Annotated in this window: 21 protein-coding genes and 1 riboswitch; of the genes, 19 read left to right on the forward strand and 2 right to left on the reverse strand. The window is 24.8% G+C overall.

Features of this window, described 5'->3' with window-relative positions; translation table 11 throughout:
- Window positions 1–202 precede the first annotated feature (202 nt).
- The 13 genes from HMPREF1092_RS16380 to HMPREF1092_RS01850 all read left to right on the forward strand — a co-directional run bounded on the left by HMPREF1092_RS16380 (window position 203) and on the right by HMPREF1092_RS01850 (window position 15,310).
- Window positions 203–1,906, forward strand: coding sequence for an N-acetylmuramoyl-L-alanine amidase (locus HMPREF1092_RS16380; RefSeq protein WP_002596873.1), 1,704 nt, complete (start codon window positions 203–205; stop codon window positions 1,904–1,906).
- Window positions 1,907–2,076: 170 nt separating this feature from the next.
- A riboswitch (cobalamin riboswitch) is annotated at window positions 2,077–2,280 on the forward strand.
- A gap of 146 nt (window positions 2,281–2,426) precedes the next feature.
- Complete coding sequence (locus HMPREF1092_RS01795) at window positions 2,427–3,452, forward strand: ABC transporter substrate-binding protein (RefSeq protein WP_002596874.1); 1,026 nt, start codon at window positions 2,427–2,429, stop codon at window positions 3,450–3,452.
- 11 nt (window positions 3,453–3,463) lie between these two features.
- On the forward strand, window positions 3,464–4,519 hold the full coding sequence (locus HMPREF1092_RS01800; protein WP_002596875.1) for a FecCD family ABC transporter permease: 1,056 nt from the start codon (window positions 3,464–3,466) through the stop codon (window positions 4,517–4,519).
- Window positions 4,520–4,522: 3 nt separating this feature from the next.
- A complete protein-coding gene (locus HMPREF1092_RS01805; RefSeq protein WP_002596876.1) occupies window positions 4,523–5,278 on the forward strand; it encodes an ABC transporter ATP-binding protein in 756 nt (251 codons plus the stop codon).
- A gap of 379 nt (window positions 5,279–5,657) precedes the next feature.
- Complete coding sequence (locus HMPREF1092_RS01810) at window positions 5,658–6,611, forward strand: glycosyltransferase family 2 protein (RefSeq protein WP_002596877.1); 954 nt, start codon at window positions 5,658–5,660, stop codon at window positions 6,609–6,611.
- A 96-nt stretch (window positions 6,612–6,707) separates the two neighbouring features.
- Window positions 6,708–8,204, forward strand: coding sequence for a glycosyltransferase family 39 protein (locus tag HMPREF1092_RS01815; protein WP_002596878.1), 1,497 nt, complete (start codon window positions 6,708–6,710; stop codon window positions 8,202–8,204).
- Window positions 8,205–8,530: 326 nt separating this feature from the next.
- On the forward strand, window positions 8,531–9,058 hold the full coding sequence (locus HMPREF1092_RS16385) for a PepSY domain-containing protein (protein WP_002596879.1): 528 nt from the start codon (window positions 8,531–8,533) through the stop codon (window positions 9,056–9,058).
- 49 nt (window positions 9,059–9,107) lie between these two features.
- Window positions 9,108–9,782 (forward strand): response regulator transcription factor, encoded by a 675-nt coding sequence (locus HMPREF1092_RS01825; protein ID WP_002596880.1) that lies wholly within the window; start codon window positions 9,108–9,110, stop codon window positions 9,780–9,782.
- Window positions 9,775–10,863 (forward strand): sensor histidine kinase, encoded by a 1,089-nt coding sequence (locus HMPREF1092_RS01830; RefSeq protein WP_002596881.1) that lies wholly within the window; start codon window positions 9,775–9,777, stop codon window positions 10,861–10,863. Before HMPREF1092_RS01825 ends, HMPREF1092_RS01830 begins: the two co-directional genes overlap by 8 nt.
- A gap of 111 nt (window positions 10,864–10,974) precedes the next feature.
- Complete coding sequence (gene mprF / locus HMPREF1092_RS01835) at window positions 10,975–13,503, forward strand: bifunctional lysylphosphatidylglycerol flippase/synthetase MprF (RefSeq protein WP_002596882.1); 2,529 nt, start codon at window positions 10,975–10,977, stop codon at window positions 13,501–13,503.
- 209 nt (window positions 13,504–13,712) lie between these two features.
- Window positions 13,713–14,102, forward strand: a complete 390-nt coding sequence (locus HMPREF1092_RS16390; protein ID WP_002596883.1) for a type II secretion system protein — start codon at window positions 13,713–13,715, stop codon at window positions 14,100–14,102.
- 20 nt (window positions 14,103–14,122) lie between these two features.
- Window positions 14,123–14,776: a helix-hairpin-helix domain-containing protein gene (locus HMPREF1092_RS01845; RefSeq protein ID WP_002596884.1), complete on the forward strand. Its 654-nt coding sequence runs from the start codon at window positions 14,123–14,125 to the stop codon at window positions 14,774–14,776.
- Between the two features lie 282 nt (window positions 14,777–15,058).
- The gene (locus HMPREF1092_RS01850) at window positions 15,059–15,310 is read left to right on the forward strand and encodes a hypothetical protein (RefSeq protein WP_002596885.1); all 252 of its coding nucleotides are present in this window, start codon (window positions 15,059–15,061) and stop codon (window positions 15,308–15,310) included.
- A gap of 147 nt (window positions 15,311–15,457) precedes the next feature.
- Here HMPREF1092_RS01850 and HMPREF1092_RS01855 read toward each other — a convergent pair whose 3' ends face one another.
- On the reverse strand, window positions 15,458–16,375 hold the full coding sequence (locus HMPREF1092_RS01855; protein WP_002596886.1) for an LCP family protein: 918 nt from the start codon (window positions 16,373–16,375) through the stop codon (window positions 15,458–15,460).
- Between the two features lie 164 nt (window positions 16,376–16,539).
- On the opposite strand from HMPREF1092_RS01855, the gene HMPREF1092_RS01860 reads away from it, so the two are divergent.
- The 3 genes from HMPREF1092_RS01860 (at window position 16,540) to HMPREF1092_RS01870 (ending at window position 19,940) form a co-directional block, all read left to right on the forward strand.
- Window positions 16,540–17,685 (forward strand): CapA family protein, encoded by a 1,146-nt coding sequence (locus HMPREF1092_RS01860; protein ID WP_002596887.1) that lies wholly within the window; start codon window positions 16,540–16,542, stop codon window positions 17,683–17,685.
- Between the two features lie 230 nt (window positions 17,686–17,915).
- Entirely contained in the window at window positions 17,916–19,028 is a 1,113-nt protein-coding gene (locus HMPREF1092_RS01865) for a YARHG domain-containing protein (RefSeq protein ID WP_002596888.1), read from the forward strand.
- Between the two features lie 15 nt (window positions 19,029–19,043).
- The gene (locus HMPREF1092_RS01870; protein WP_207637620.1) at window positions 19,044–19,940 is read left to right on the forward strand and encodes an N-acetylmuramoyl-L-alanine amidase family protein; all 897 of its coding nucleotides are present in this window, start codon (window positions 19,044–19,046) and stop codon (window positions 19,938–19,940) included.
- 47 nt (window positions 19,941–19,987) lie between these two features.
- Here the strand turns inward: HMPREF1092_RS01870 and HMPREF1092_RS01875 are convergent, their stop codons facing one another.
- Window positions 19,988–20,812, reverse strand: coding sequence for a zinc ribbon domain-containing protein (locus tag HMPREF1092_RS01875; protein ID WP_002596890.1), 825 nt, complete (start codon window positions 20,810–20,812; stop codon window positions 19,988–19,990).
- A 704-nt stretch (window positions 20,813–21,516) separates the two neighbouring features.
- Between HMPREF1092_RS01875 and HMPREF1092_RS01880 the strand changes: the two genes are divergently transcribed.
- The 3 genes from HMPREF1092_RS01880 to HMPREF1092_RS01890 are packed head-to-tail and all read left to right on the forward strand — an operon-like array spanning window position 21,517 to window position 24,517.
- Entirely contained in the window at window positions 21,517–22,167 is a 651-nt protein-coding gene (locus tag HMPREF1092_RS01880; RefSeq protein WP_002596891.1) for a sugar transferase, read from the forward strand.
- 11 nt (window positions 22,168–22,178) lie between these two features.
- Window positions 22,179–23,291 carry a glycosyltransferase family 4 protein gene (locus HMPREF1092_RS01885; RefSeq protein WP_002596892.1) on the forward strand — a complete coding sequence of 371 codons (1,113 nt, stop codon included), beginning with the start codon at window positions 22,179–22,181 and terminating at the stop codon, window positions 23,289–23,291.
- An 11-nt stretch (window positions 23,292–23,302) separates the two neighbouring features.
- Window positions 23,303–24,517 (forward strand): glycosyltransferase family 4 protein, encoded by a 1,215-nt coding sequence (locus HMPREF1092_RS01890; protein WP_002596893.1) that lies wholly within the window; start codon window positions 23,303–23,305, stop codon window positions 24,515–24,517.
- Window positions 24,518–24,525: the final 8 nt, after the last annotated feature.

A 24,525-nucleotide genomic window follows, 5' to 3' on the forward strand; every position in this document is an offset into this window, starting at 1 on the left:
GTTTTTAACTGCATCTTTTTTATTTTTTTAATATGTAAATAAGGATTATTTTTAGAAAAAATAGTTAATTTTATGAAAAAACAATGTGAAAAATTTTACAAAATAATTAAAAATATGTTACAATAATGAACATAAAGTAAGAGAAGAGTGAAAAATGTAGAATTTGTTATTAACTTTTAGATAAAAGATAGGAGAAAATAATATGAAAAGATTAAAAATTTTAATTTGTATTGGATGTGTTTTAAGTTTTAATGCTACTTCTGTTTTTGCTACTGGATTAAATGTAAATAATACTACTTCAAATAAAATTGAATTATCACAAAGTATTGATGATAGAAATGATGAAAATTCTAATAAAGAAGATTCTAAGGCTGAAGAATCAAATGAATTTAAAAAGATTGAAGGAAATGTTTCACAAAATGAATTAGATGATGAAAGTTTAAAAATATCTTTAGATGACTTTTTAAATAATAAAGATAAATATTCAAATGGGCCTCAATTATATTCATCAAATGAACAAAAAACAGTTAAAGTAAATAATTCACTTAATATAATAGAAACTAATTTTAATTGGAATGGAGAACTTGATTTAACTAATAAACCTAAGAAATTAGTAATGCATCATATTGAAGCATCAAGACCAGGAAGTACTATTCCAGTTACTGATATACACAATTGGCATTTAAGTAATGGGTGGACAGGCATAGGATATCATTTTTATGTAACTAAAGATGGTAAAGTTTATAGAGGAAGACCTGAAAATGCAGTAGGAGCTCATGCAAAAGGAGTTAATGCAGAGAGTATTGGAATTGCAGTAGAAGGTAAATATGATGTAGAAAATATGCCTGAGGCACAAAAGAAAAGTGTAATAAACTTAGGAAAATATTTAACTGAAAAATATAATATAAATACAATTTTAAAACATAAGGATGTTAATCCAACTGATTGCCCAGGTAAAAATTATCCTTTTGAGTATATAAAAAATGAAATATTAAAACCAGTAGAAAAACCAGTTGAGCCTCAACCAACACCACCAGTAGAAGAGCAAAATACTAGACCAATAGTTGAAAGTGATTTAAAAGTTAAATATCAAGCACATGGACAAGATTATGCTTGGCAAAATCCAGTTTATGATGGTAAATTAGCTGGAACTACAGGTGAATGGAGAAGAATGGAAGGAATAAAAATAAACTTAGAAAATGCACCACAAGATTTAGGAATTACTTATAGAACACATTCTGCATATGACAATGGATGGAGAAGCTGGAAATCTGGTGGAGAGCTTTCAGGAACAACTGGAGAAGGAAGAAGAATGGAAGCTATCCAAATAAAATTAACAGGAAAAATGGCTAAAAATTATAATATTAAATATAGAGTTCATGTTGCAGATTATGGATGGATGCCATGGGTTAAAAATGGAGAAACAGCAGGAACTATGGGACAAGCTAGAAGAATAGAAGGAATAGAAATAAAAGTTGAATCTAGTAATGCTATTGGAGTTGAATATACTGGACATGGACAAGATTATGCTTGGCAAAAATCTAAGAGAGATGGACAATTAGCAGGAACAACTGGTCAATGGAGAAGATTAGAAGGAATAAAAATAAATTTAAAAAATGCACCAGCTGGAATGGAAATTAGATATTCAACACATTCTGCATATGATAATGGATGGAGAGCATGGAAAAAGAATGGAGAGCTTTCAGGAACAACTGGAGAAGGAAGAAGAATGGAAGCAATAAAGATTGAACTTACTGGACCAGGTTCAGAATTATATGATATAGAGTATAGAGCACATGGAGCAGATTATGGATGGCAACCTTGGGTTAAAAATGGAGCTATGGCAGGAACTATGGGTAAAGGATTAAGAATGGAAGGATTAGAAGTTAGAATAGTTAAAAAATAATATAATTAAAAAGGTGAGATTATCAAATTAAAAATCTCATCTTTTTATACCTATAAATAATTTTATTAATAGTACCTTTAAAATAAATAGTAAAATAAAATTATGATATAAAAAATTTAAATACCCAGTTTGTTGACACTATTTATTTTAAATGTTAGGCTTTAAATGATGAAAATTGAACTAATTTAGGTTTTATAAGGATTTTTATTAAATTTTCTTATAAATTAAAAGGGAAGTTTGGGTGTAAATCCCTCGCGGTCCCGCCGCTGTAATAGATGAGTTTTTCTATATTATGCCACTGTCTTAAAGATGGGAAGGTTTAGAAAATACTATGACTCTTAAGCCAGAAGACCTGCCTAAATTTTTTAAACACATTATCACTACGGAGTATAGGGAGGTGTAATTAAGAAGCTTTAATTTAATAGATTAAGGCATTTTTAGTGAACTCTTTAACTAGTGTATAGTTAAGAGTTTTTTTATTTTATTAAATTTATTTTAAAGAGTTTAAAGGAGTTTTATAATGAAAAACAAATCGATTAAGATTGTATCTTTAGTTGTTATTTTAATTTGTATTATTGGAGTTTTTGTAGCATGTAAAGATAAAAAAGAGGTAAATAATACAACACAAACAGAAACAGTTGCTAAGGAAAAAGGATATCCTGTAACAATTGATACTTATAGTTATGAGGGAAAAGTTATAAAAGAAACTTTTGATAAAGCACCTTCAAGAGTTATAACAACAAATCAAACTGCAACTGAACTTTTATTAAAACTTGGATTAGGAGATAAAATTGTTGGAACTGCTTATCTTGATAATCCAATATTACCTAGTTTAAAAGATGAATATTCAAAGCTTAAAGTTCTTTCTGCTAAATATCCAACAAAGGAACAAGCTTTAGGAGTAAATCCAGATTTTATTTTTGGATGGAGCACAGCTTTTGCACCAAAAGCTTTAGGAAGTATAGAATCATGGAATGAACGTGGAGTAAATTGTTATGTTCAAAGAGATACTGCTAAGGCAGCTAGTCCATACACTGTGAATAATTTCTTTATTGATGTTGAAAATTTAGGAAAAATATTCAATATTCAAAAAGAAACTACTAACTATGTAAATGAATTAAAAGCTGATTTAAAAGCTATTAAAGATAAAACTGATACATTAAAGAAAAAGAAAAAAGTTTTAATTCTTGAAGCACCTGAAAATGGAATGTATAGAGCATATGCTACAACAGATTTAGTTGGAGATATGGTAGCTTTAGCTGGTGGAGTTGATCTTATTAGTAAACCTGGAAGCATAAGTGCAGAAGATATTGTTAAATATAATCCAGATGCAATTATTCTTATTCATTATGGAAAAGGTGAAACTGATTCAGATAATTCATTAAAAAATGTATTTTTAGATAATAAAGCTCTTCAATCAGTTACTGCTGTAAAAGATAAAGATATAATTTTAGCTGGACTTACAGAAACTTGGGGTGGAGGAGTAAGAACAGTTCCTACAATTCAACGTTTTGCTAAAGAATTATATCCTAATTTATATAAATAAAAGGTGATATCATGATATTAAAAGATTTAAAAGGAAAAATAATATTTATTATACTTATAGGTATTCTTATATTAGTCTCTTTATTTTCAATGTCTATGGGTTCTGTAAAAATATCTTTTCGTGATATTTATGAAATACTCGGAAATAAATTATTTAATTTAAGTTTATCACCTCACATTCAGCAGTCTACTGTAGATATAATATGGCAAATAAGATTTCCAAGAGTTATTTTAGGAGCAGTTGTTGGAATAGGACTTGCTCTTTGTGGAGTTGTTATGCAAGCTACTGTGCAAAATCCATTAGCAGATCCTTATATTTTAGGAATATCTTCCGGAGGAACTTTAGGGGCAACTTTCTCTGTTTTAGTTTTTTCAGTTTATTTTTCCTCAAGTAGTATAAGTCTTTCAATATCTGTAGCAGCCTTTATTGGGGCATTACTTTCTTCAATAGTTGTATTTAAAATATCAACTATTGGAGGAAGAATGACTCCTGTAAAACTTGTTTTATCAGGAGTTGTAGTTAACTTTATTTGTACTGCTTTTTCAAGTCTTATGATATATATGTCTAATGATAATGGGGCAGTTAGAAGTATTTCAGATTGGACTATGGGAAGTTTAGCAGGAGCAACACTTAAAAATATAACTCTTCCTTTAATAAGTGTAATTTTAATTGGAGGATTTTTCTTAACTCAATCAAGAATATTAAATATAATGCTTTTAGGAGATGAATCAGCTATAACTCTTGGAGTTGACTTAAATAAATATAGAAAAATTTATCTTTTATTAACTGCTTTTTTAACAGGAATAATGGTAGCAGCTTGTGGAATAATTGGATTTGTTGGACTTGTTATACCTCACATTACTAGAAGTCTTGTTGGAACAAATCATAAGATAAATACTCCTTGTGCAATGCTTATAGGTGGAATTTTCTTAATGCTTTCTGATATTATTGCAAGAAGTCTATTAACTTCTATGGAACTTCCTATAGGAATAATAACATCAATTATAGGAGCACCATTTTTTATGTATATATTAATTAAAAAATCCTATTCTTTTGGAGGTGCATAAAATATGAAGATAGAAGCAATTGACGTATCTATTGAGTTAAATAAAAAACTTATAGTATCTAATGCAAATTTAAAATTAGAAAAAGGAAAATTTGTTGGAATAATTGGACCAAATGGAAGTGGAAAATCTACATTACTTAAAGGGATATATAGAACTAATAAAATAAAGTCAGGAAAAGTTTTAATTAATGGAAAAAATTTAAATGATATTTCTATTAAAGAATTCTCTAAAATTGTTGGAGTACTTGGTCAATTTAATAATGTAGCTTTTGATATTCCTGTATTACAAATGGTTTTAATGGGAAGAAATCCACATAAAGGGCTTCTTGAAAGTGATTCTAAAAAAGATTTAGATATAGCTTTAAAAGCTTTAGAAAAAGTAGGAATGTTAGATGCAAAGAATAAAAGTTTTTTTAATCTTTCAGGAGGAGAAAAACAAAGAGTATTATTAGCTAGAGTTTTAGCTCAGGAAGTTGATATTTTAATTTTAGATGAGCCAACAAATCATTTAGATATTCAATATCAAATTCAAATATTAAATATAGTAAAAGAATTAAAAGGAAGTGTTATAGTTGCACTTCATGATTTAAATTTAGCAGCAATGTACTGTGATTATATTTATGTTATGAATAAAGGAAATATTATAAAAGAAGGAACTCCAAAAGAAGTATTAACAAAAGAGTTTATAAAGGAAGTTTATAAAGTTGATTGTAAAGTTTATGAAGAGGAAGAATCTTTATATATAAGATTTAAAAAATAAAAAAAGCTTAATCTAGAAATTGTCTAGATTAAGCTTTTATAATATATAAATTAAAATATATATAATTTTAGTTTATATATTTTTTATTTAGTAAATAATACTTAAACTTGATTATATAATTAAGTTTAATCTATTGATAGAAAGTATTTTAAATATAATATTTTTTAACAAATTAATATGAGAACTTATAATAAATAATTGTATAGTAGATATCAATTTTGGATATTAGTTAAATGTAGAATAAAGTATTTTTAGTTTTTTAATTTACAAGTATATATTTGTAAAAAATATATATGAAAATTTTTATTTGTTAATATATAATACATAATTATGACTTAAAATAAAGTGTAAAAAAGAAAGTTTTAGAGGAGGAATTCTTTTGAAAAGGGATTTAGTTAGTGTTGTAGTTCCTATGTATTTTGAAGAATTAGTTGCTCAAGAATGTTATAACAGATTAAAAAGTGTTATGGACAATATTGAAAACATTGATTATGAGCTTATATTTATAAATGATGGAAGTACAGATAAGACTTTAGATATACTAAAGGAAATTGCAAGCAAAGATATAAAAGTAAAAGTTATAAATTTTGCAAGAAATTTTGGACATCAATCAGCTGTAACTGCTGGATTATTTAATTGTTCAGGAGATGCAGTAGTTATTATTGATGCGGATTTACAAGACCCACCAGAGCTTATTCCTAAAATGTTAGAAAAATGGAAGGAAGGCTTTGATGTTGTTTATGGAAAAAGAGGTAAAAGAAAAGGTGAAAGTAAATTTAAACTTATAACAGCTAAATATTTTTATCGTTTCTTAGGAAAAATGTCTGATGTAAAAATTCCAAAAGATACAGGAGATTTTAGACTTATTGATAAGTCAGTTGTAGAAGCATTTAGACAAATGCCAGAGCATAACAGATTTATAAGAGGAATGATTAGTTGGATAGGATTTAATCAAACTTATATAGAATATACACGTGATGAAAGATTTGCAGGAGAAACAAAATATCCTTTATCTAAGATGATTAAGTTTGCAAGTGATGGAATCATAGCTTTCTCTTCAAAACCATTAAAGCTTATGACTGGATTTGGAATATTTGCAATAGTAATTGCATTCTTAATATTTATATATGCAATAATAAGTAAAATTTTCTTCCATACTAGTTTAGGTTGGACATCATTAATGTGTGTCATGGTATTCTTTGGAGGAGTTCAACTTATATCACTAGGAATTATAGGAGAATATATTGGCAGAATATATGATGAGAGCAAGAGAAGACCTCTTTATTTAATAAAAGACAAGATAAATTTTGAAAAAATAAATGAAAAAGAATAGTAGTATTTATATAAATTAAAATAAGGGAGGTGCTTTTTTGAAAATAAATTAAAATGGTTATATAAGACTATATTTATTTTATTTTTAAATTATAAAATGAAAAATAATAAGCTTAAATTAGATGGGATACTATTAACTATATTTAATATAGTATTTATAATTTCAATTATATTTGTATCTTCTATTGTAGTTTTAAAGCCACATTACAGAGAATTAAGTGGGCAATTTACAAATGGTGGTTTTCCAACTTGGGCTATTACAGTAGGTATTATATTAGAATTATTTGTATTTCTTATAATAGCATTTATAACTAAGAAAATTGATAAACGATATTTAAAGATAATGTCCATAATTAATATTATTATATTTTTTATATTGTTAGTTGTATTTGGATTTGGTTTAACAGTAAAACCACAATGGGATTTTGGAACTGTTTATTATACTGCAATGGATAAAGTAAAACATGGAGGAAGATATTTACCAGCATATTATTATGATTGGTATCCAAATAATATTTTTATAACTATGATTTTATATTGGATATATAAAGTCTTTTATATATTTAAGATAAGTTTTTTATATGGTTCTATAGCAGTAAATATAATTCTTATATTAATTAGTGTAATTGCTACATATTTTTTAATAAAAAATATATATGGATTAAGAACAGCAACAGTATCAAGTTTCTTTTTTCTAATTTTAACACCTCTTTATGCATATGCACCAATATTTTATACTGACACTTTTACAATGTTATGTTTGCCAATAGTATATCTTTTATATAGAAAATATTTAAAAGAAAATAAGTGGATATATCTAATTTTAATGGGAATAGTAGGAGCTATTGGAGTTGGAATTAAAAATAATATTTCAATTGGTATTATTGCATTAATGATATTTGCAATATTTGAACTTAGAAACATAAAGAAAATTATAAAATTATATGCTTTTGTAGGAGTAAGCTTTTTAATTATAACTTCAATAATAACAGGAATATGTCAAGCAAATATTCCAAGACCTTTAGACGAAGCAGGACTTCCATATACTCATTGGATAATGATGGGATTAAAAGGATATGGAGCTTGGAATAAAGAAGATTTTGATGCAAGTATAAGTTTAGTTCCTAATAAACAAAAAATAGAGGCATTTAATAAAAAGGTTATAAAAGAAAGATTAGATGCATTTGGTGTAGATGGATTAATGAATCATTTACTTCTTAAAAATGAATTTACATGGGGAGACGGAACATATTTTGCAGCAAATGTACTTTCATATGATTCACTGCATAGTAAAAGCACTTTATATAAATATACAATAGGAAGTGAAAATTCAGGATTTTTACTTTTCTCTCAAGTAGGTCAAGGATTCATGTTATTAATGATTATAATAGGAAGTCTTGGAATGTTTAAGGATAAGAGAAATGTAGCAATATTATTTAATATATGTATATTTGGAATATTCTTATTCTTAATGTTATGGGAAGCTTGTCCAAGATACTTACTATGTATACTTCCAATAATGATTGCAAGTGCTAGTAATGGGCTTAATAATATAATGAATTTAGGAATTTTTAAAGAAGATAAAAAAGATTAGAATAACAGATTTATTTATAAAATTACTCAAATATTAAATTTTTTGAGTAATTTTTTTATTTTGATAAGTTAATAAAAAAATAAGTAAATAAAGATTATAACAAGTAAATTAAGTTAGAAATTTTTTTATTTAATTAATAACATTTGATTTATTAATATATAGGACATAATTATAAATTAAAATGAAGTGTAAAATAGTAAAAATTGGAGATGCTTAAACAAAATATAAAATGAGAAAATTCTCATTTTAAACAAAGAGAATTTTAATTTCTCCTTGATATTATTAACTCATGGAAATAATATTTAAGATTTTAAGGAGATATTAAGATGAATGAAGAAAAAAATAATTTAAATGAAAATGTAAAGGAAGCTGATTATATAGAATTAGGAGAAGATAAAAAAGAAGAGACTTCTACAAAAGAAAAGATAAAAAAGATAGCAAAGGAAAAGATTAAAATAACTAAGAAAAAAATTGCAGTTTTATGTACATTAGCAGTAGTTGGTTGTGGAATTGTAGGAACAGTTGCTATAGCTGATGAATTAATGGAGATGAAAGGAATTAATCCGGTAGATAATTTAAAAAGTAAAATTGAATTAAAATTTGCAAAAACACCAAACTACACTTTAGATCAAGCTAAAGAAATAGCTTTAAAAGCTGTAAATGGAACAGTAATTAAAACAAGTGAAGAAGTAGATGATGGAATAGTAGAATACAAAATATCAATAAAAGATAATAATAACTTCTTAAAAAAAGTAACTGTAAATGGAGATAATGGAGCTATAATAAAAATAAAAGATAATGTTAAAAACCAAAATGATTTTCATAACTTGAAAAATGATAAACATGATGACTAGTAGAGGGGTATTATAAACTTCTCTACTTTATTTGATAGGAGGAAAATTTATGAAAAATATCTTAATTGTAGAAGATGAAGAAAATATGATTTCATTTATTAAAATGGAACTTAAATATGAAGGATATGAAGTTAATGAAGCAACTGATGGAAGAATGGCAGTGCAAATGGCTTTGGAGAATAATTATGATTTAATTCTTTTAGATTTAATGCTTCCTGGTATAAATGGGTTAGAAGTTTGTAGACGAATAAGAAAAGAAAAAGATACATCTATTATAATGTTAACAGCAAGAGATAGTGTTATGGATAAGGTAACGGGACTTCAAACAGGAGCAGATGATTATTTAGCAAAACCTTTTGCAATTGAAGAACTTTTAGCTAGAATGGAAGTTATTTTTAGAAGAATGAAAAGTGAGGTTAAGGAAGAAATAAAATTTAAAGATATAATCTTAGATATACAAGGAAGAATAGTAAAAATAAAAGATGAAAATGTAGAGTTAACAAATACAGAATTTCAACTACTTTATACTTTATTAAAAAATAAAAATAAAGTAATGACTAGAGATATTCTTTTAGATAATGTATGGGGGTATAATTCAGAAGCTGAAACAAATGTAGTAGATGTTTATATAAGATATTTAAGAAATAAATTAGATGTAAATAATAAGGAGAAGTATATTCAAACTGTTAGAGGAGTTGGATATGTAATGAGAGAAAATGATTAAGGAGAAATATAAAAAACTTCCAATGCTTTGGAAGATAACTATAGCATCAACACTAGTTTTTATAGTTTTTATATTATTTATTGTATTTGCGCAAACAGCAGTATTTATAGATTGGTTTATAAAACATAAAAATAAATATGACATTGATTTAAGTATATTTAAAGATATGTTTGAATCCTATGGTGATTTAATTATGATAAGTGGAGTTTTGGGTATTATAATAAGTATTTTTGGTGGAATAGTTATATCAAAAGTATTCTTAAAAGATGTAAAAAAACTAACTAATACTATGGAAGAAATAAAAAGTGAAGGAAGCTTGGATAAGAGAGTTGAAATAGGTGAGGATAGAAGAGATGAATTTACTAAATTAGGATTAGTTTTTAATTCATTAATGGAGGATGTAGAAGATTCTTTCAATAGAGAAAAAAGATTTGTTCAAGATGCATCACATGAGCTTAGGACTCCTCTCACTATAATAAGAGGACATTTATCACTTTTAAATAGGTGGGGAAAAGATGATAAAGAGGTTCTAGATAAGTCTTTAAAAACTAGTTTAGAGGAAGTTGATAGACTTATATATTTAGTAAATAACTTATTAGATATGTCTAAATTAGATAATTTAAAAGAAAGTTTAAGTGGAAATTCAAATGTTAAAGAGGTCGTTAATACAGTTTTAGAGAATTTTAAAGTTATAAATCCAGAATATAATATAAATGTTCAATATAATAATATAGAGGAATTTCCAATGGATAAATTACACTTAAAGCAAATTTTAATAATATTTATAGATAATGCAATAAAATATTCAAATAAAAATAAAGATATAGATTTAATATTTGAAAAATATAATGAAAGATTTAGCTTTGAAGTAGTAGATAGGGGAATTGGAATATCAAAAGAAAATATTGATAAACTTTTTAATAGATTTTATAGAGTTGATGAATCTAGAAATAGTAAAACTGGAGGAAATGGATTAGGACTTTCTATAGGTAAAAAGTTAGTTAGTGCTTATGGAGGAAAAATATTTGTTAAAAGTGAAGAAGGTAAAGGATCAACTTTTAGAGTTATAATAGAAAAATAATAAATTAATAATTAATTTATTAAATAATAGTTGAAATTTAATTGTAAGATAATTTATATATAATAAGGTATAATAAAAGTAAGTCAAAAAATAATGAATAAAGGTGGAATTATGAATTTACTAAAGAAAAAACAAATAACATCTATATTTAAAGTACTTTTTGGAGTTATTATTTTGATTCTTTTAATTATTGGAATAAAAAGCTTTATGGGAGACTTTAATTTAAGAGTATTGGAAAAAAGCATAAGCAATATGTCGGCTTTAAGTTTCTTTTCAATAATTATTTTAGGATTAATCGCATTTGCACCTATGTGCTTATATGATTTCTTAATAAAAAGAAAAATGAATTTTAATCTTTCGATTATTAAAATATTAAAATATAGTTGGATTGTAAATGCTGTTACTATAGTTGCAGGACTTGGAGATGCAGCAGGTATAAGTCTTAGAACATATTTTTATAAAGATGAAAATAACAACAAAAAATTATTGCTAACTGAGATAACAAAGATTTCTCTTTTAAATCCATCAGGCTTATCTATTTTATCAATAGTATATTTAATATTTTATTTTAGAGGAAATAATCTATTTTCATTAGGTAATATTTGTGCAATATTATTAGCTTTATATATACCAGGAATATTAGCATATATAGCATATAAAAGTAAAAAAGAAAATAGTGTAGTTGAGGGAAGACATATATTTGGAATTGTAATTGCTTCATTTTTAGATTGGGCATTTTCAATAGGATTATTTTATTCAATTTTAGTTATCCTAGGAGTAAAAGTTAGCTTTGCAGCTTTCTTCCCAGTGTTTGTTATAGCTATGATTCTTGGAATGGTAAGTATGCTTCCAGGAGCTATTGGAGCGTTTGACCTTTCAATGCTTATAGGACTTACTTCACTTGGACTTCCAAAGGAAATATGTCTTTTAAGTGTATTTTTATATAGGTTGGTTTATTATATTGTTCCTCTTGCTATAGCAGCATTATTATTTTTACATGAATTATGGTTTAACAGAGATAAGAGAGTAAAAAAAATAATATCTTTAGTTTTTTCAAAATTAAGCTTTTTAGGTTTAAAAATTTTAGTATTTTTATCAGGAGTTTCTCTTTTAATAAGTACTGCTGTGCCTAATATAGTTTTTAAAATAAAAGAAATTAGATTTTTAAGTGCAAGCACTGAAATGCATTTTTCTAAGTTTTTAGTTATTGTAGTTGGATTTATATTAATTGTACTTGCAACTCTTATAAAAACTAGAGCAAAGAGCATATATTATTTAACATTAATAATATTATTATTAGGAACAATATTTACGGTATTAAAGTCATTTAATTATATTGCAGCTGGTTATCTTTTAATTGTATTTATAATTATTTTATTAAGTAAAAAAGAGTTTTATAGAAAAAGCTTTATTATAAGTTCAGAAGATATAATATTAAATGCAGGTTTATTATTATTATTTTGGGTTATTTATTTAATAGGAATTTATATGAATTATCCATTTAAGATTTATAAGCTTCCATTTATATTTAAGAGACTTAATTTAGTATATAGAGATTTAATAAGTTATAGTACTATAGGGCTTATAGCTGGAATATTATTCTTAGTAATAATGTATGTGTTAGGTAAAAATATGAATAAGATTCGTCATATGAGGCTGGATGAGTGTGAAGAAGAGGTAAAAGAATTTTTAAGTAAATACAATGGGACATCTCTTACACATCTTATATATTTAAATGATAAATATATATACTTATCTAAAAAATATGATGGAATGATTCAATATGCAGTAAGTTCAAATAAGCTTTTTGTATTAGGAAATCCATTAGGAGACATGAATACTATAAAAGAATTTATTGAGGAATTTTATGATTTTGCAGATATGTATGGATATATTCCAATATTCTTTGAAGTTAGTGCATCAATGTTTGAAATACTTCATGAATTTGGGTATGAATTTATGAAGCTTGGAGAAGCTGCAATAGTTAATTTAGAGGATTTTACAATTGCTGGTCAAAAGATGCAGAAGGTTAGAACTTGTTGTAATAAAATAAATAAGCTAGGTTATACTTTTGAGGTTATTGAAGAGAATATAAGCCATGAAGTATTAATGGAAATAAAAGAAGTTTCAGATATTTGGCTAAATGGTAGAAAAGAAAAAGGATTTTCTATGGGATTTTTTAATGAAGAGTATATAAAAAGAGGGCCTATAGGGTTAGTTAGAGATAACGAAGGAATATTAAAAGCTTTTGTAACTATAATGCCAACTTATGGTGAAAACAAAAAGTTATGTTCAGATCTTATGAGATTTTCTAAAAATAACCCAAGGGGAGTTATGGATTATATGTTTGTAAAAGTTATGGAATGGGGAAGAGAAAATGGATATAAATATTTTGATTTTGGTTCAGCTCCACTTTCAAATGTAGGAACATATAAATATTCATTTTTAAGTGAAAAAATAGCATTCCAATTATATATGTATGGAAAAGGAATATATTCTTTTGAAGGATTAAGAAACTTTAAAGGAAAGTATGCACATACATGGGAACCAAAATTTTTAGCATATAAAAATAGACTTTCACTTCCAATAACAACAATACAAGCAAACTTAATAGTTTCAAATTCAGAAGAAGTAAAATAAAAAGTTTAAATATAAATAGACTGTTGCAAAAAGACATACTCAAAAATAGTTTTTATATGTAAAAGTATAATACTATAAAATATGAGTATTCTTAAAATGTAGCAGTCTAATTTTATATATAATTAATTTATCAAAAATAAGGAAAAAAATGTATATTTAAAATTTTCAAGGTTCATACTTTAAATATAATTCAATAAAGAGGTGAATCTATGAAAATAAATAATAAAAAAAAGAAAAAGGGATTTACATTAATTGAAGCTGGAGCAGTTGTTTGTATAATGCTAATGCTTATGACTTTTTTTGTTCCAAAAGTAGCTGGATACATAAATGATGCAAAGAAAGCTAGTATTATGGCACAAGCTAAAACTGTAGTTTTTGCTTGGGAAACAATTAACTCAAGAGAAACACAAAAATTAGGAGCAGAAGTAACTAAAGATGGTTTAAAAAAATTTGAGAACAAATATGCGGAATACTTTGATTTATCAGAAACAAAAGGTATACATGATGAAACTGAAATAAAAACTTGCATGGAAATTATTAAAGGTTCAAACTATAGCTTTGACAATGAAGGAAAAATAGTATTAGATAAAAAGGTTTGAAAAAGTTGAGGTAAAAAATATTGGATAATAAATTTAATCTAATAGATTTCATGCAAAAAAATAAAAAGACTGTTGGAATAATTTCGATAGTAGCTATTTTTATATGCTTTACAGGTGCATATATGATTAAAGGAAAAGATACATTAGGAAATAGTTTTGATGATACAATTTTTGAAGAAGAAACTTCTAATAATGAAGAAATTAAAGAAACAATTGAAGTAAAAGAAGAAAAAATACTTGTAGATATAAAAGGTGAAATTAAAAAGCCAGGAGTTTATGAATTAAAGAAAGGTAGTATTGTTGAAGATTTAATAAAATTAGCTGGTGGAATAACAGATAAAGGAACTTTAGATACTATAAATAGAGCACAAAAGCTTAAGAAAAATGAAGCAATATTAATTCCGAATAAAGATGAATTAAAGGAAGCAAAAGCATTTAATAATACAAGTATTAAAAGTAATATAGATAATAGTTCAGAAAATGAATTAATAAATATAAATACTGCAGATTCAGATGAATTAAATAAGATAAATGGCATAGGAAAATCTAAAGCAGAAGCCATAATAAAATATAGAGAAGAAAATGGTGGCTTTAAATCTATTGAAGAAATAAAAAATGTAAGTGGAATAGGTGATGCTACCTTTGAAAAAATAAAATCTTCTATTTGTACTTAGCAATTAAATAAAAAATGACCTTTTCATTATAGAGAAGGTCATCTTTTATTTTAAATTAGTTGTAAAAGAATATTAGAGTTAAATTATATGAAACAAATTTTAATATAACATTTAATATCAAAAATTAGCTTAATTATTTTTATAATTTAGAAAGAAAACAAATATAATAAATTTAAAGAGAAATTTAAAATAAGGTAAATATAAGTTAAAAATAAAGTCATTTAAATTATGATATAATTAAAAAGCAAACATAAAATTAAAAACTATAAAAGGAGATTAATTATGCTTGAATATATATTTGATACGCAATTATTAATTGCTGGAGAAAATCTTTCAGAAGATGATATTAATGAATATATCACAAAGAATATTGAAGGAGATTGTTTACTTGCAGTTGGAGATGAAGAATTAATAAAAATACATTTCCACACAAATACTCCATGGAAAGTTCTTGAGTATTGTGCTTCATTAGGAGAAATTCATGATGTTGTTATAGAGAACATGGAAAGACAAGCAAATGGTCTTAAAGGTTAATAGAAATAAAATATAATTTATTTAAAAAAATAAAATCCAACAAGAAAATTTGTTGGATTTTTTATTTTCTAGCATAATAATGATTATGTTAGAAATTTTTTAATAAGTTTTAGAGAATTACTTTTATATTGAGAAAATTATTTTAGATTAGTTCTCAAAAATAAATTTATGTAATTCTTCTTTTTCTTCAAAAATATCAAATACTTGATAAGATATACCTTTTATAGTTTTTCCTTGTCTATGAAAATCACAAGGAAATCTATTTTCAATAAGTTTAGTTGCACCAGTATCTACAATATCTTTTCCAAGTCCTAAAAACTCAGTTGATGATATATTAGTTTTAACTAAAGGTAATAACTCTGATAAAAGAGTTGGATATTTAGCAGGAGAAGTTTTTACTATAGTAGAAAAAAGAGAATTAATAACATTTCTTTGTCTTTCAGTTCTCATTTGATCTCCTCCATCTTTTCTAATTCTTGAATAAGCTAATGCTTGAGCTCCATTAAGTTTTTGAGTTCCAGCAGAAACACCAGGAACATATTTAGTTTCTGCTTCAGTTATATTTACAGTTACTCCTCCTATTGAATCAATTATTTGAGGAAGTGTAGTAAAGTTAACAGTCATAAACTTATCTATGTCTAAATAAAAGTTATTATTTATAGTTTGAATTGCAAGTTCTGGTCCACCGAAAGCATAAGCGTGATTTATTTTATCTTTTCCACGCCCTGGAATATCAACATAAGAATCTCTCATTATAGATGAAAGCTTAAGTTTGCCATTTTTTTCATCAATTGAAAGAACCATTATTGCATCTGAACGACCATTTTGACCAACAGGTGCATCAATTCCAAATAGAGCAATATTAGTTATTTTATTTTCTTTAGCTTTTTGAGCAACTTCAGCATTAACACCTAAATTATCTTTGTCTATTTTTACAGTGTTTACTTTATTAAGAAAATAAAATATGCATCCAGCAAAAATTAAAATAAGAGTTAGTAAAGCACCAACAATACTTAAAATAATTTTTTTAGTAGTTAATTTTTTTGAATTATTTTTTTTTCTCATAAAATCCCCCTTTATCCTCAAATTTATTTTACTATAATAAAACAATATTTTACAATATATTACTTAAAATAAGTATAAAAGAAATATATATAAATATATTCTTTAATTACTTTATATGGTAAAATGAACTTTGGTATTATAAATACATATAGGGAGAGAATATTATGGGGAAAAATAAAAGAAGGAATAAAAAGAAAGCAAAAAGGTTAAGATTAATTTTATTTAGTTCTATTTTTATTTTGATTAGTGGGAGTATTTTTTACAGAGTATTAGATAAAAAAGATGAAAGTATTCTTGTAAGTGGAAATGAAATAGAAAAAGAAGATAATTTAAAAGAAGAGAAAGCTGTAAAAAAAGAAGAAATTATAATAACAGCAGCAGGAGATTGTACATTAGGAACAGATACAAATTTTAATTATTCTTCTAGTTTAAATGCTGAAGTAGCTAATTCAGGTAATGATTATGGGACTTTAATGAAAAATGTTAAAGACATTTTTGGAAAAGATGATTATACAATTGTTAATTTAGAAACTACTTTTACAGAATCAAATGATAAATTAAATAAAGGTGAAGGAAGAACATTTAATTTTAAAGGACCAAAAGAATTTGTAAATATATTAAAAGAAGGAAATATTGAAGGTGTTACAATTTCAAATAATCATATATATGATTATGGTCAAAAAGGTTTTACAGATACAGTTAATACTTTAAAGAAAGCAAATGTAGATTTTTGTGGAGAAGGATATAAAATATTAAAAGAAATAAAAGGAATAAAGGTTGCTTTTTTAGGTTATCAAGGATGGATGGAAACAGAAGAATTAAAAAGTAAAATAAAAGCAGATATAGAGGAGATGAGAGATAAAGGAGCACTTTTAGTAATTCCATATTTCCATTGGGGTATAGAAAGAGCAAATAAACCTTATAATGTTCAAGTTAATCTTGCAAAGTTTTCAATAGATAATGGAGTTGACATGGTATTAGGCTCACATCCACATGTTATACAAAGTATAGAAAATTATAAAGGTAAGATGATAGTTTATTCTTTAGGAAACTTTAGTTTTGGAGGAAATTCAAATCCAGTAGATAAAAGAACTTTTATGGTTCAAATGAAATTTAAATTTGAAGATGACAAGAATGTTGGAGCAGAATACAGAATAATTCCAGCTTCAATAAGCTCTGTTAAAAATAGAAATGATTATAGACCAACTCCATCTAAAGGAGAAGAAAAGGTAGCAATATTAAAAGAGTTAAATAATTTATCAGAAACTTTAAATGGAAAGATAAGTGATAAATTTTTTACTTTAAAATAGAAAGCTTTAATTTATTATAAAAAGAATATAATAATTTAATATTTTTACAATAATACAAAATAACTTATTTTATAAAAAAAGACTTATTTAAATAAAGTTACATTAAAAATATTTTTTTGTAAGACATTAAGTATGGATAGAACAATTATTTAAATTAAGAATAAAATTATATGATAAATGAATATATAAGTTTAAATAGGATTTATGAGTATAATTAGGGGGAAGAGAATATGGCATTTTGCAAAAGATGTGGAAATAAATTAAAAGATGGAGAGAAGTTTTGTTCAAAATGTGGTTTAGAAATTAAGAAAGTACAAGCAGTAAATGAAACTAAAAATATAGTAAGTACAGAAAAGTTGGATAAAAACATAAATGATTTAGCAGTTTCAAATAAAAACAATATAAAAGATGTACAAACAGATAACCAAAATGAAAAAATTAAAAAAGTAGAAAACTCAAAACAATATGAGGATATAGAAGATTTAAATGATATAAAAGTTGTTGAAAATAAGAAGACTAAAAATAATAATATTCAAAGAAATCCAAACATTAATAATAATTTAGTTAAAGATGAAAAAAAGAAAAGTAAAAAAGGATTAATAGCTGGAATAATAGCAGTTATTATAATAGCAAGTGGAGGATTTGTTTATAAATTTTATGATGATATTTGCTATTCAAAATATACTAAAGAAATCAAAAAAACTTCTAATGTAAAAGAAAAAATTCAATATTATGATAAAATAATAGGCTTAGAAAGATATGATAAGGTTAAAGATGACATATTAGAACTGTTTGGATCTGATAGAGTTAATTTTTCACAAATAGATAATATTGATAATTTATCAAAATCTCAAAAAGATGAACTTAAAAGAGAAGTATTAGAAAACTTTGCAAAAGATGAATATAAAAAAGGTAACTATAAACAAGCAAAAGAATTATTAGTACAAGCTAGTGCATATGGATATAACTTATATGAAAGTGTATTGTATAAAAATATAGAGGGAACTGTTGGCTTAAGTGAAGATAATATTGAAGATGTGATTAGTGAAAATAGCAACATAAATACTAGTTTTAATGATGGATATGAATATTTAATTTCTGATAGTGATGTAAGATATTTAAATAAAGATGAATTATCTATATATAATAAGGAAGAGTTAGCTTTAATAAGAAATGAAATTTATGCAAGACATGGATATATATTTAATCAAGAGCCATTTAAAAGTTATTTTAACCAAAAAGACTGGTACATTCCTAATAGCTATTTTAAAGGGTCTGATTCAGAGTTAAATGATTTTGAAAAAGAAAATGTTAAATTAATACAAAAACTTGAGAAAGAATAAAGATAAATGAAAAATATGAGAAGATTAAGTTTTGCTTTTGCATTAATAATATGTAGTTTTATATTTGTAGGATGTGGAGCATCAAATAATACAAATAAAACTTTAAATAATAATTTAGTTAATGAATCAAATGAAAACTCTTCAAAAGAATCTGAAAATGAAAAAGATAAATTAAAGAAATTAGAAGAGGATAAAAATAATTTAGAAGAAAATAAAGAAAGTATAGAAGACTTAGAAGAAAATAAAGATATTATAAATGAAGAAATAAGTTCAAAAAATAAAAATGGTATAAAAATAGTATTAGATCCAGGACATTCAAAAAATCCAGGAACTGAAAAAGAAAAGATTTCTCCAGATTCAAACGAAATGAAATTAAAAGATACATCAGGTTCAGTAGGATTAATTTCAAAAAAGAATGAATATGAAATAGCTATGGATGTGACTTTAAAATTAAAAGAGCTTTTAGAAAAAGATGGATATACTGTTGTATTAACAAAAGATAATGTAGAAAATTCTTTAAGTAGCATTGAAAGAGCAGAATTTGGAAACAGAGAAAATGCTAATTTAATGATAAGAATTCATTGTGATAGTTTTTCAAATAGTAATGCAAAAGGTGCCTCTATGCTAGTACCAAAGCAAAGAGGTTATATAACTAAAGAAATTTCAGAGAAAAGTATAGAATATGGAAAAAATATAATTGAAGAATATACAAAAAAGACAGGCTTAAATAATAAGGGACTTCAATATAGAAGTGATTTAACTGGATTTAATTGGTCTAAAATTCCTGTAGTTTTATTAGAATTAGGATTTATATCTAATCCAGAAGAAGATAAATTTTTATCTTCAGAAGAAAATATTAATACAATTGCAGAAGGAATAAAAGATGGAATAGAGAAAATAAATTTTAAATAAAATAAGAGCTATCTAAAGAATAATAACTTTAGATAGCTTTTTATTTATTACATAAATTTCGTAAATGTAGCTATTAAATCTGATAATAGCATTTTAAATGATATATAGTAAGTAAGAAGAAATCCTACTACAAAAGCAATACTATAAATATAAGGTAAAAGCTCAAAGTTTGGAGCTAAAGATTTAAATCCATTATAAAGTGTTACAATAAATATTCCATTTAAAACTAATGATACTATTAAAGAGAATGTAATAGTTACTGATAAAGTTAATGGAGATAAAATTGATGATAATAAAAGTATAAGAACTGGAAGTGTTAAAACTCTAATTAAATTTTCAAAAGTTAAATTATTTCCAGAAGTTTTAATTCCTATAAAAACTATACCTGAAATTATTGCGAATAATAAAATATAGAAAATAATATTAAACATAAATATTTTCCCAGTTGGAGCAACAGCATCAAACATAACTTCAAATTCTTTTTTGAAAGTAAGAGAATCTAAATGACTAATAGCTCTACCTTCTAAAATTGAACCTAATTGTCCAAATGAAATTAATATATTAGAAATTACTGTTTTTAAAGAAATAATATTTATTATTGGAATAAGTAATAAAGATATAATTACAAGAATTAAATTGTTTTTACTGTTTAGATTTTCTTCTAATACATGAACATAAGATGTTGGGCTTTTTAAAACTTTAAAAATAGTTTTAAAGAAGCCTTTAGCCTTTTCACTTGATATAGATACATTAATAGTATTTTCAGAAGCTTGTCCCCTTTCTTCAGCTTCTTCTTTTTTTACTTTATTCCCACAAGAAGTGCAAAATAAAGCATCATTGTCTAACTCATTACCGCATTTTGTACAAAACATAATAAATTCCCCTCTCATAAAATAGTTAAGCACCTAGATAAGTATATATATTATTAATAAAATGGTCAATAAGTTCATAAAAAAGAAACATAAAAATATATTTTTTTTAATTTGATATTTAGTAAATTAAGAAACTATAAGAAAAATATAATTTTTTTAGTAGGTTATTATATAGTTTAAAATATAGAAAAGATAAATGTAATTATATATATTTTAAGTGGAATTTAATATGAATAAATTTTAAATATTTAAGATATATGCTTTATATTAATTAAAATATAAGTGATTATTATTCTAGATATACAACATTTAAAGGAAGAATTTTTATATATTCTATTGATTATTAATAAAAATAACAAAAACTATATTTAAAACATTATATTTTAATAAATAACTTTATTAAAATAACAAAAAGTTGTTTAAATATTAATTTAAATGGGGAAAATTTAATATATAGATAAAAAGGAAAAAATGTAGTGAAAAAACCTTTTAAATAGCTTAGAACAAGGATTTTGAAGGTATTTAAGCCAAACTATAACAATACAGGAATTTTGATAATATTAAAATAACGGAGAAAATGTGCTATAATTCTATAGAACTAAAGTAATACTTTAGTTCTATTTATGTAATTTATAAAATAAATCGACAAAGGAAGATACTTTATTATTTATATGAAACACAAAAGTTACAGGGAGGACTAATTAATGAGTGAAAAATTACGTGAAGATGTTAATGTATATACTCAACATGCTAAAAGTTATGAAGTAGTTAAAAGAATATCTGATATATTTCTTTCATTAATAGGGTTAATTATTTTAAGTCCAATATTATTAATAGTGGCAATAGCTATAAAGCTTGAATCACAAGGGCCATTAATATTTTCTCAAGAGAGAGTTGGTAAAGACAGAAAAAATTTTAAGATGTATAAATTTAGAAGCATGGTAGTAAATGCTGAAGAAATAAAGAAAAAATTAAAACATAAAAATGAAATGTCAGGGCCGATGTTTAAAATGAAAGATGACCCTAGAATAACACGCGTTGGAAAGTTTATAAGAAAAACTAGTATTGATGAGCTTCCACAGCTTGTAAATGTAATAAAAGGCGATATGAGTCTTGTAGGACCAAGACCAAGCTTACCAGAAGAAGTTAAAGAATTTGAGCCATGGATGATGAAAAGATTTGAGGTAAAGCCAGGGCTTACTTGTTATTGGCAAGTTAATGGAAGAAATAAAATAGGTTTTGAAGATTGGATGAAGCTCGATATATATTATGTTAATAATAGAAGTGTTGCTGTAGATACTAAATTGATTTTTAAAACATTTTTTGTCCTGTTTGGTGATAAAAACGCACATTAGAGGTGAAATAGATGAAAAAAATTATGCATATTGTACAGTCAGCAGGGGGCGTTGAAAGATACATAGAAATGCTATTGAAAAATATGGATGAAAATTATGAGCATATTTTAGTTTGCTCATATGATTATTCAGAAGAATTTTTAAATTCTTTAAATATAAAATATAGACGTATTTCAATGGTTAGGGAATTAAGTTTCTCTAAAGATTTAAAATCTATAAGGGAAGTAAGAAAAGCTATAAAAGAATATAAACCAGATTTAATATATACACATAGCAGTAAAGGTGGAGCCATAGGTAGAATCGCAAATATTGGTTTAGTAAAAACAATATTATACAATCCTCATGGTTGGGCTTTTAATATGAGATGTGGAAATTTAAAAAAGAATATATATAAGTATATAGAAAAAATATTAGCTTTATTTACGACTAAAATTATTGTTATTTCGGAGTTCGAAAAAGAATCAGCCTTAAGAAATAAAATATGCAAAGAAGATAAAATTGAATTAATTTTCAATGGAATAGATATTGATAAGTATGAGCGTGAAAAATATGATTTCAATTTAAAAAGAAAAGATTTCAATATTGATGATGATGCTTATGTAATAGGAATGGTAGGAAGAATAAGTGCTCAAAAAGCACCAGATACTTTTATAGAGGTAGCTAGTAGAGTAGTTAAACAGATACCTAAAGCTTTTTTCATTATTGTTGGAGATGGTGATGAAAGAAAAGAGATAGAAGATCTGATTAAAAGAAAAAACTTAGAGAATAAAGTTTTAATAACTGGATGGGTTAAAAATTCTTTAGAATATATTAATTTATTTGATTTAGCAACATTATTTTCAAGATGGGAAGGGTTTGGGCTAGCAGTAGCTGAATATATGGAGTCTAAAAAACCTATTGTAGCTAGTAGAATAGATGCTATACCAAATTTAATAGCTAATGATTGTGGAATCTTAGTTGAAGTAGACAATGTTGAACAAATGACAAATTCAATAATGAAAATATATAATGACAAAGAATTTAAAGATAATATTGTTGAAAATTCTTATAAAAGAGTTAAAGAAAAATTTGATATAAAAAGAGTCGCTTTAGAGCATAAAAAATTAATTGATAGAATTATTTAAAGGGGATTTTTATGAAGATTGCAATATTAACATCTGGAGTAGCACCTGTTCCAGCTACTAAAGGAGGAGCAGTAGAAAATTTAATTCAACATATATTAGAAGTTAATGAAAAGAATAAATCTTTCCAAATTGATGTTTATAGTATTTACGATTTAAAAGCTGAAGAAGAAGCTAAAAGATATAAAAATACAAAAATTAAATATTTTAAACCAAGCTTTATTTGTAGTAATATGGATAAAGTTATTTATTTTGGAATGACTAATGTACTTAAGAAAAAAAATAATATGAAATATAGAAATATATTATGTAGATTTGAGTACATAAATAAAATAAAAAAAGAATTATATAAAAATGATTATGATAAAGTAATTTTAGAAAATCATCCTACACTTCTAATGGCTATGAAAGATAAGAATTATGAAAAATTTAAAGGTAAATATTATTACCATTTACACAATGAAGTTAATAATCTTTATGGCTGTGAAGAAATAGCTAGAAATAGTAAAAAGATTATGGGAGTTAGTAATTTTATATGTGAGAATATAAAAGAAGCTTGTAATGCTGAAGAAAATAAGCTTGTATCATTATATAATTGTATAGATATAAATAAATTTTCAAAAGATAATTATAAAGATGATATTAAGGAAATAAGAAAAAAATATAAAATTAATGAAGATGATATAGTAGCTGTTTTCAGTGGAAGACTAACTAAAGAAAAAGGAATATTTGAAACTTTACAAGCAATAAAAAAAGTTAATAATAAAAAGGTAAAACTTCTTGTTATAGGAGCTTATTTTTATGGAAGTGATATGAAGAGTGATTATTTAAATAATATAAAAGCTCTTACAGATGGTATGGAAGATAGAGTTATATTTACAGGTTATGTAGATTATAATGAAATTCCTAAAGTATATGCGGCAAGTGATTTTGCTATACTTCCATCTATGTGGAATGAGCCAGCAGGATTAACTATAATAGAAGCTATGGCTATGAGGTTACCAGTTATAACGACTATATCTGGAGGTATTCCAGAGTATGCAGATAATACATGTGCATTCTTACTTGAAAGAAATGAAAATATAGTAGATGGAATACAAGAAAAGATAGAACTTTTAGTTAATGATAAAGATTTAAGATTAGAAATGGGTTTAAAAGCAGAAGAAAAAGCTAAAATCTATAATATAGATAATTATTATAATAATTTTAAAAAGATAATTGAAGAATAGGTGAGTTA

The sequence above is a fragment of the Clostridium thermobutyricum genome, from assembly GCF_000371465.1.
Taxonomy (GTDB): domain Bacteria; phylum Bacillota; class Clostridia; order Clostridiales; family Clostridiaceae; genus Clostridium; species Clostridium thermobutyricum.

Bases quoted from the DNA above. Each gene is read 5' to 3' on its own strand.
- HMPREF1092_RS16380 (WP_002596873.1), top strand. From the start codon at position 203: ATGAAAAGATTAAAAATTTTAATTTGTATTGGATGTGTTTTAAGTTTT.
- HMPREF1092_RS01795 (WP_002596874.1), top strand. From the start codon at position 2,427: ATGAAAAACAAATCGATTAAGATTGTATCTTTAGTTGTTATTTTAATT.
- HMPREF1092_RS01800 (WP_002596875.1), top strand. From the start codon at position 3,464: ATGATATTAAAAGATTTAAAAGGAAAAATAATATTTATTATACTTATA.
- HMPREF1092_RS01805 (WP_002596876.1), top strand. From the start codon at position 4,523: ATGAAGATAGAAGCAATTGACGTATCTATTGAGTTAAATAAAAAACTT.
- HMPREF1092_RS01815 (WP_002596878.1), top strand. From the start codon at position 6,708: ATGAAAAATAATAAGCTTAAATTAGATGGGATACTATTAACTATATTT.
- HMPREF1092_RS16385 (WP_002596879.1), top strand. From the start codon at position 8,531: ATGAATGAAGAAAAAAATAATTTAAATGAAAATGTAAAGGAAGCTGAT.
- HMPREF1092_RS01825 (WP_002596880.1), top strand. From the start codon at position 9,108: ATGAAAAATATCTTAATTGTAGAAGATGAAGAAAATATGATTTCATTT.
- HMPREF1092_RS01830 (WP_002596881.1), top strand. From the start codon at position 9,775: ATGATTAAGGAGAAATATAAAAAACTTCCAATGCTTTGGAAGATAACT.
- mprF (WP_002596882.1), top strand. From the start codon at position 10,975: ATGAATTTACTAAAGAAAAAACAAATAACATCTATATTTAAAGTACTT.
- HMPREF1092_RS16390 (WP_002596883.1), top strand. From the start codon at position 13,713: ATGAAAATAAATAATAAAAAAAAGAAAAAGGGATTTACATTAATTGAA.
- HMPREF1092_RS01850 (WP_002596885.1), top strand. From the start codon at position 15,059: ATGCTTGAATATATATTTGATACGCAATTATTAATTGCTGGAGAAAAT.
- HMPREF1092_RS01855 (WP_002596886.1), bottom strand. From the start codon at position 16,375: ATGAGAAAAAAAAATAATTCAAAAAAATTAACTACTAAAAAAATTATT.
- HMPREF1092_RS01860 (WP_002596887.1), top strand. From the start codon at position 16,540: ATGGGGAAAAATAAAAGAAGGAATAAAAAGAAAGCAAAAAGGTTAAGA.
- HMPREF1092_RS01865 (WP_002596888.1), top strand. From the start codon at position 17,916: ATGGCATTTTGCAAAAGATGTGGAAATAAATTAAAAGATGGAGAGAAG.
- HMPREF1092_RS01870 (WP_207637620.1), top strand. From the start codon at position 19,044: ATGAGAAGATTAAGTTTTGCTTTTGCATTAATAATATGTAGTTTTATA.
- HMPREF1092_RS01875 (WP_002596890.1), bottom strand. From the start codon at position 20,812: ATGTTTTGTACAAAATGCGGTAATGAGTTAGACAATGATGCTTTATTT.
- HMPREF1092_RS01880 (WP_002596891.1), top strand. From the start codon at position 21,517: ATGAGTGAAAAATTACGTGAAGATGTTAATGTATATACTCAACATGCT.
- HMPREF1092_RS01885 (WP_002596892.1), top strand. From the start codon at position 22,179: ATGAAAAAAATTATGCATATTGTACAGTCAGCAGGGGGCGTTGAAAGA.
- HMPREF1092_RS01890 (WP_002596893.1), top strand. From the start codon at position 23,303: ATGAAGATTGCAATATTAACATCTGGAGTAGCACCTGTTCCAGCTACT.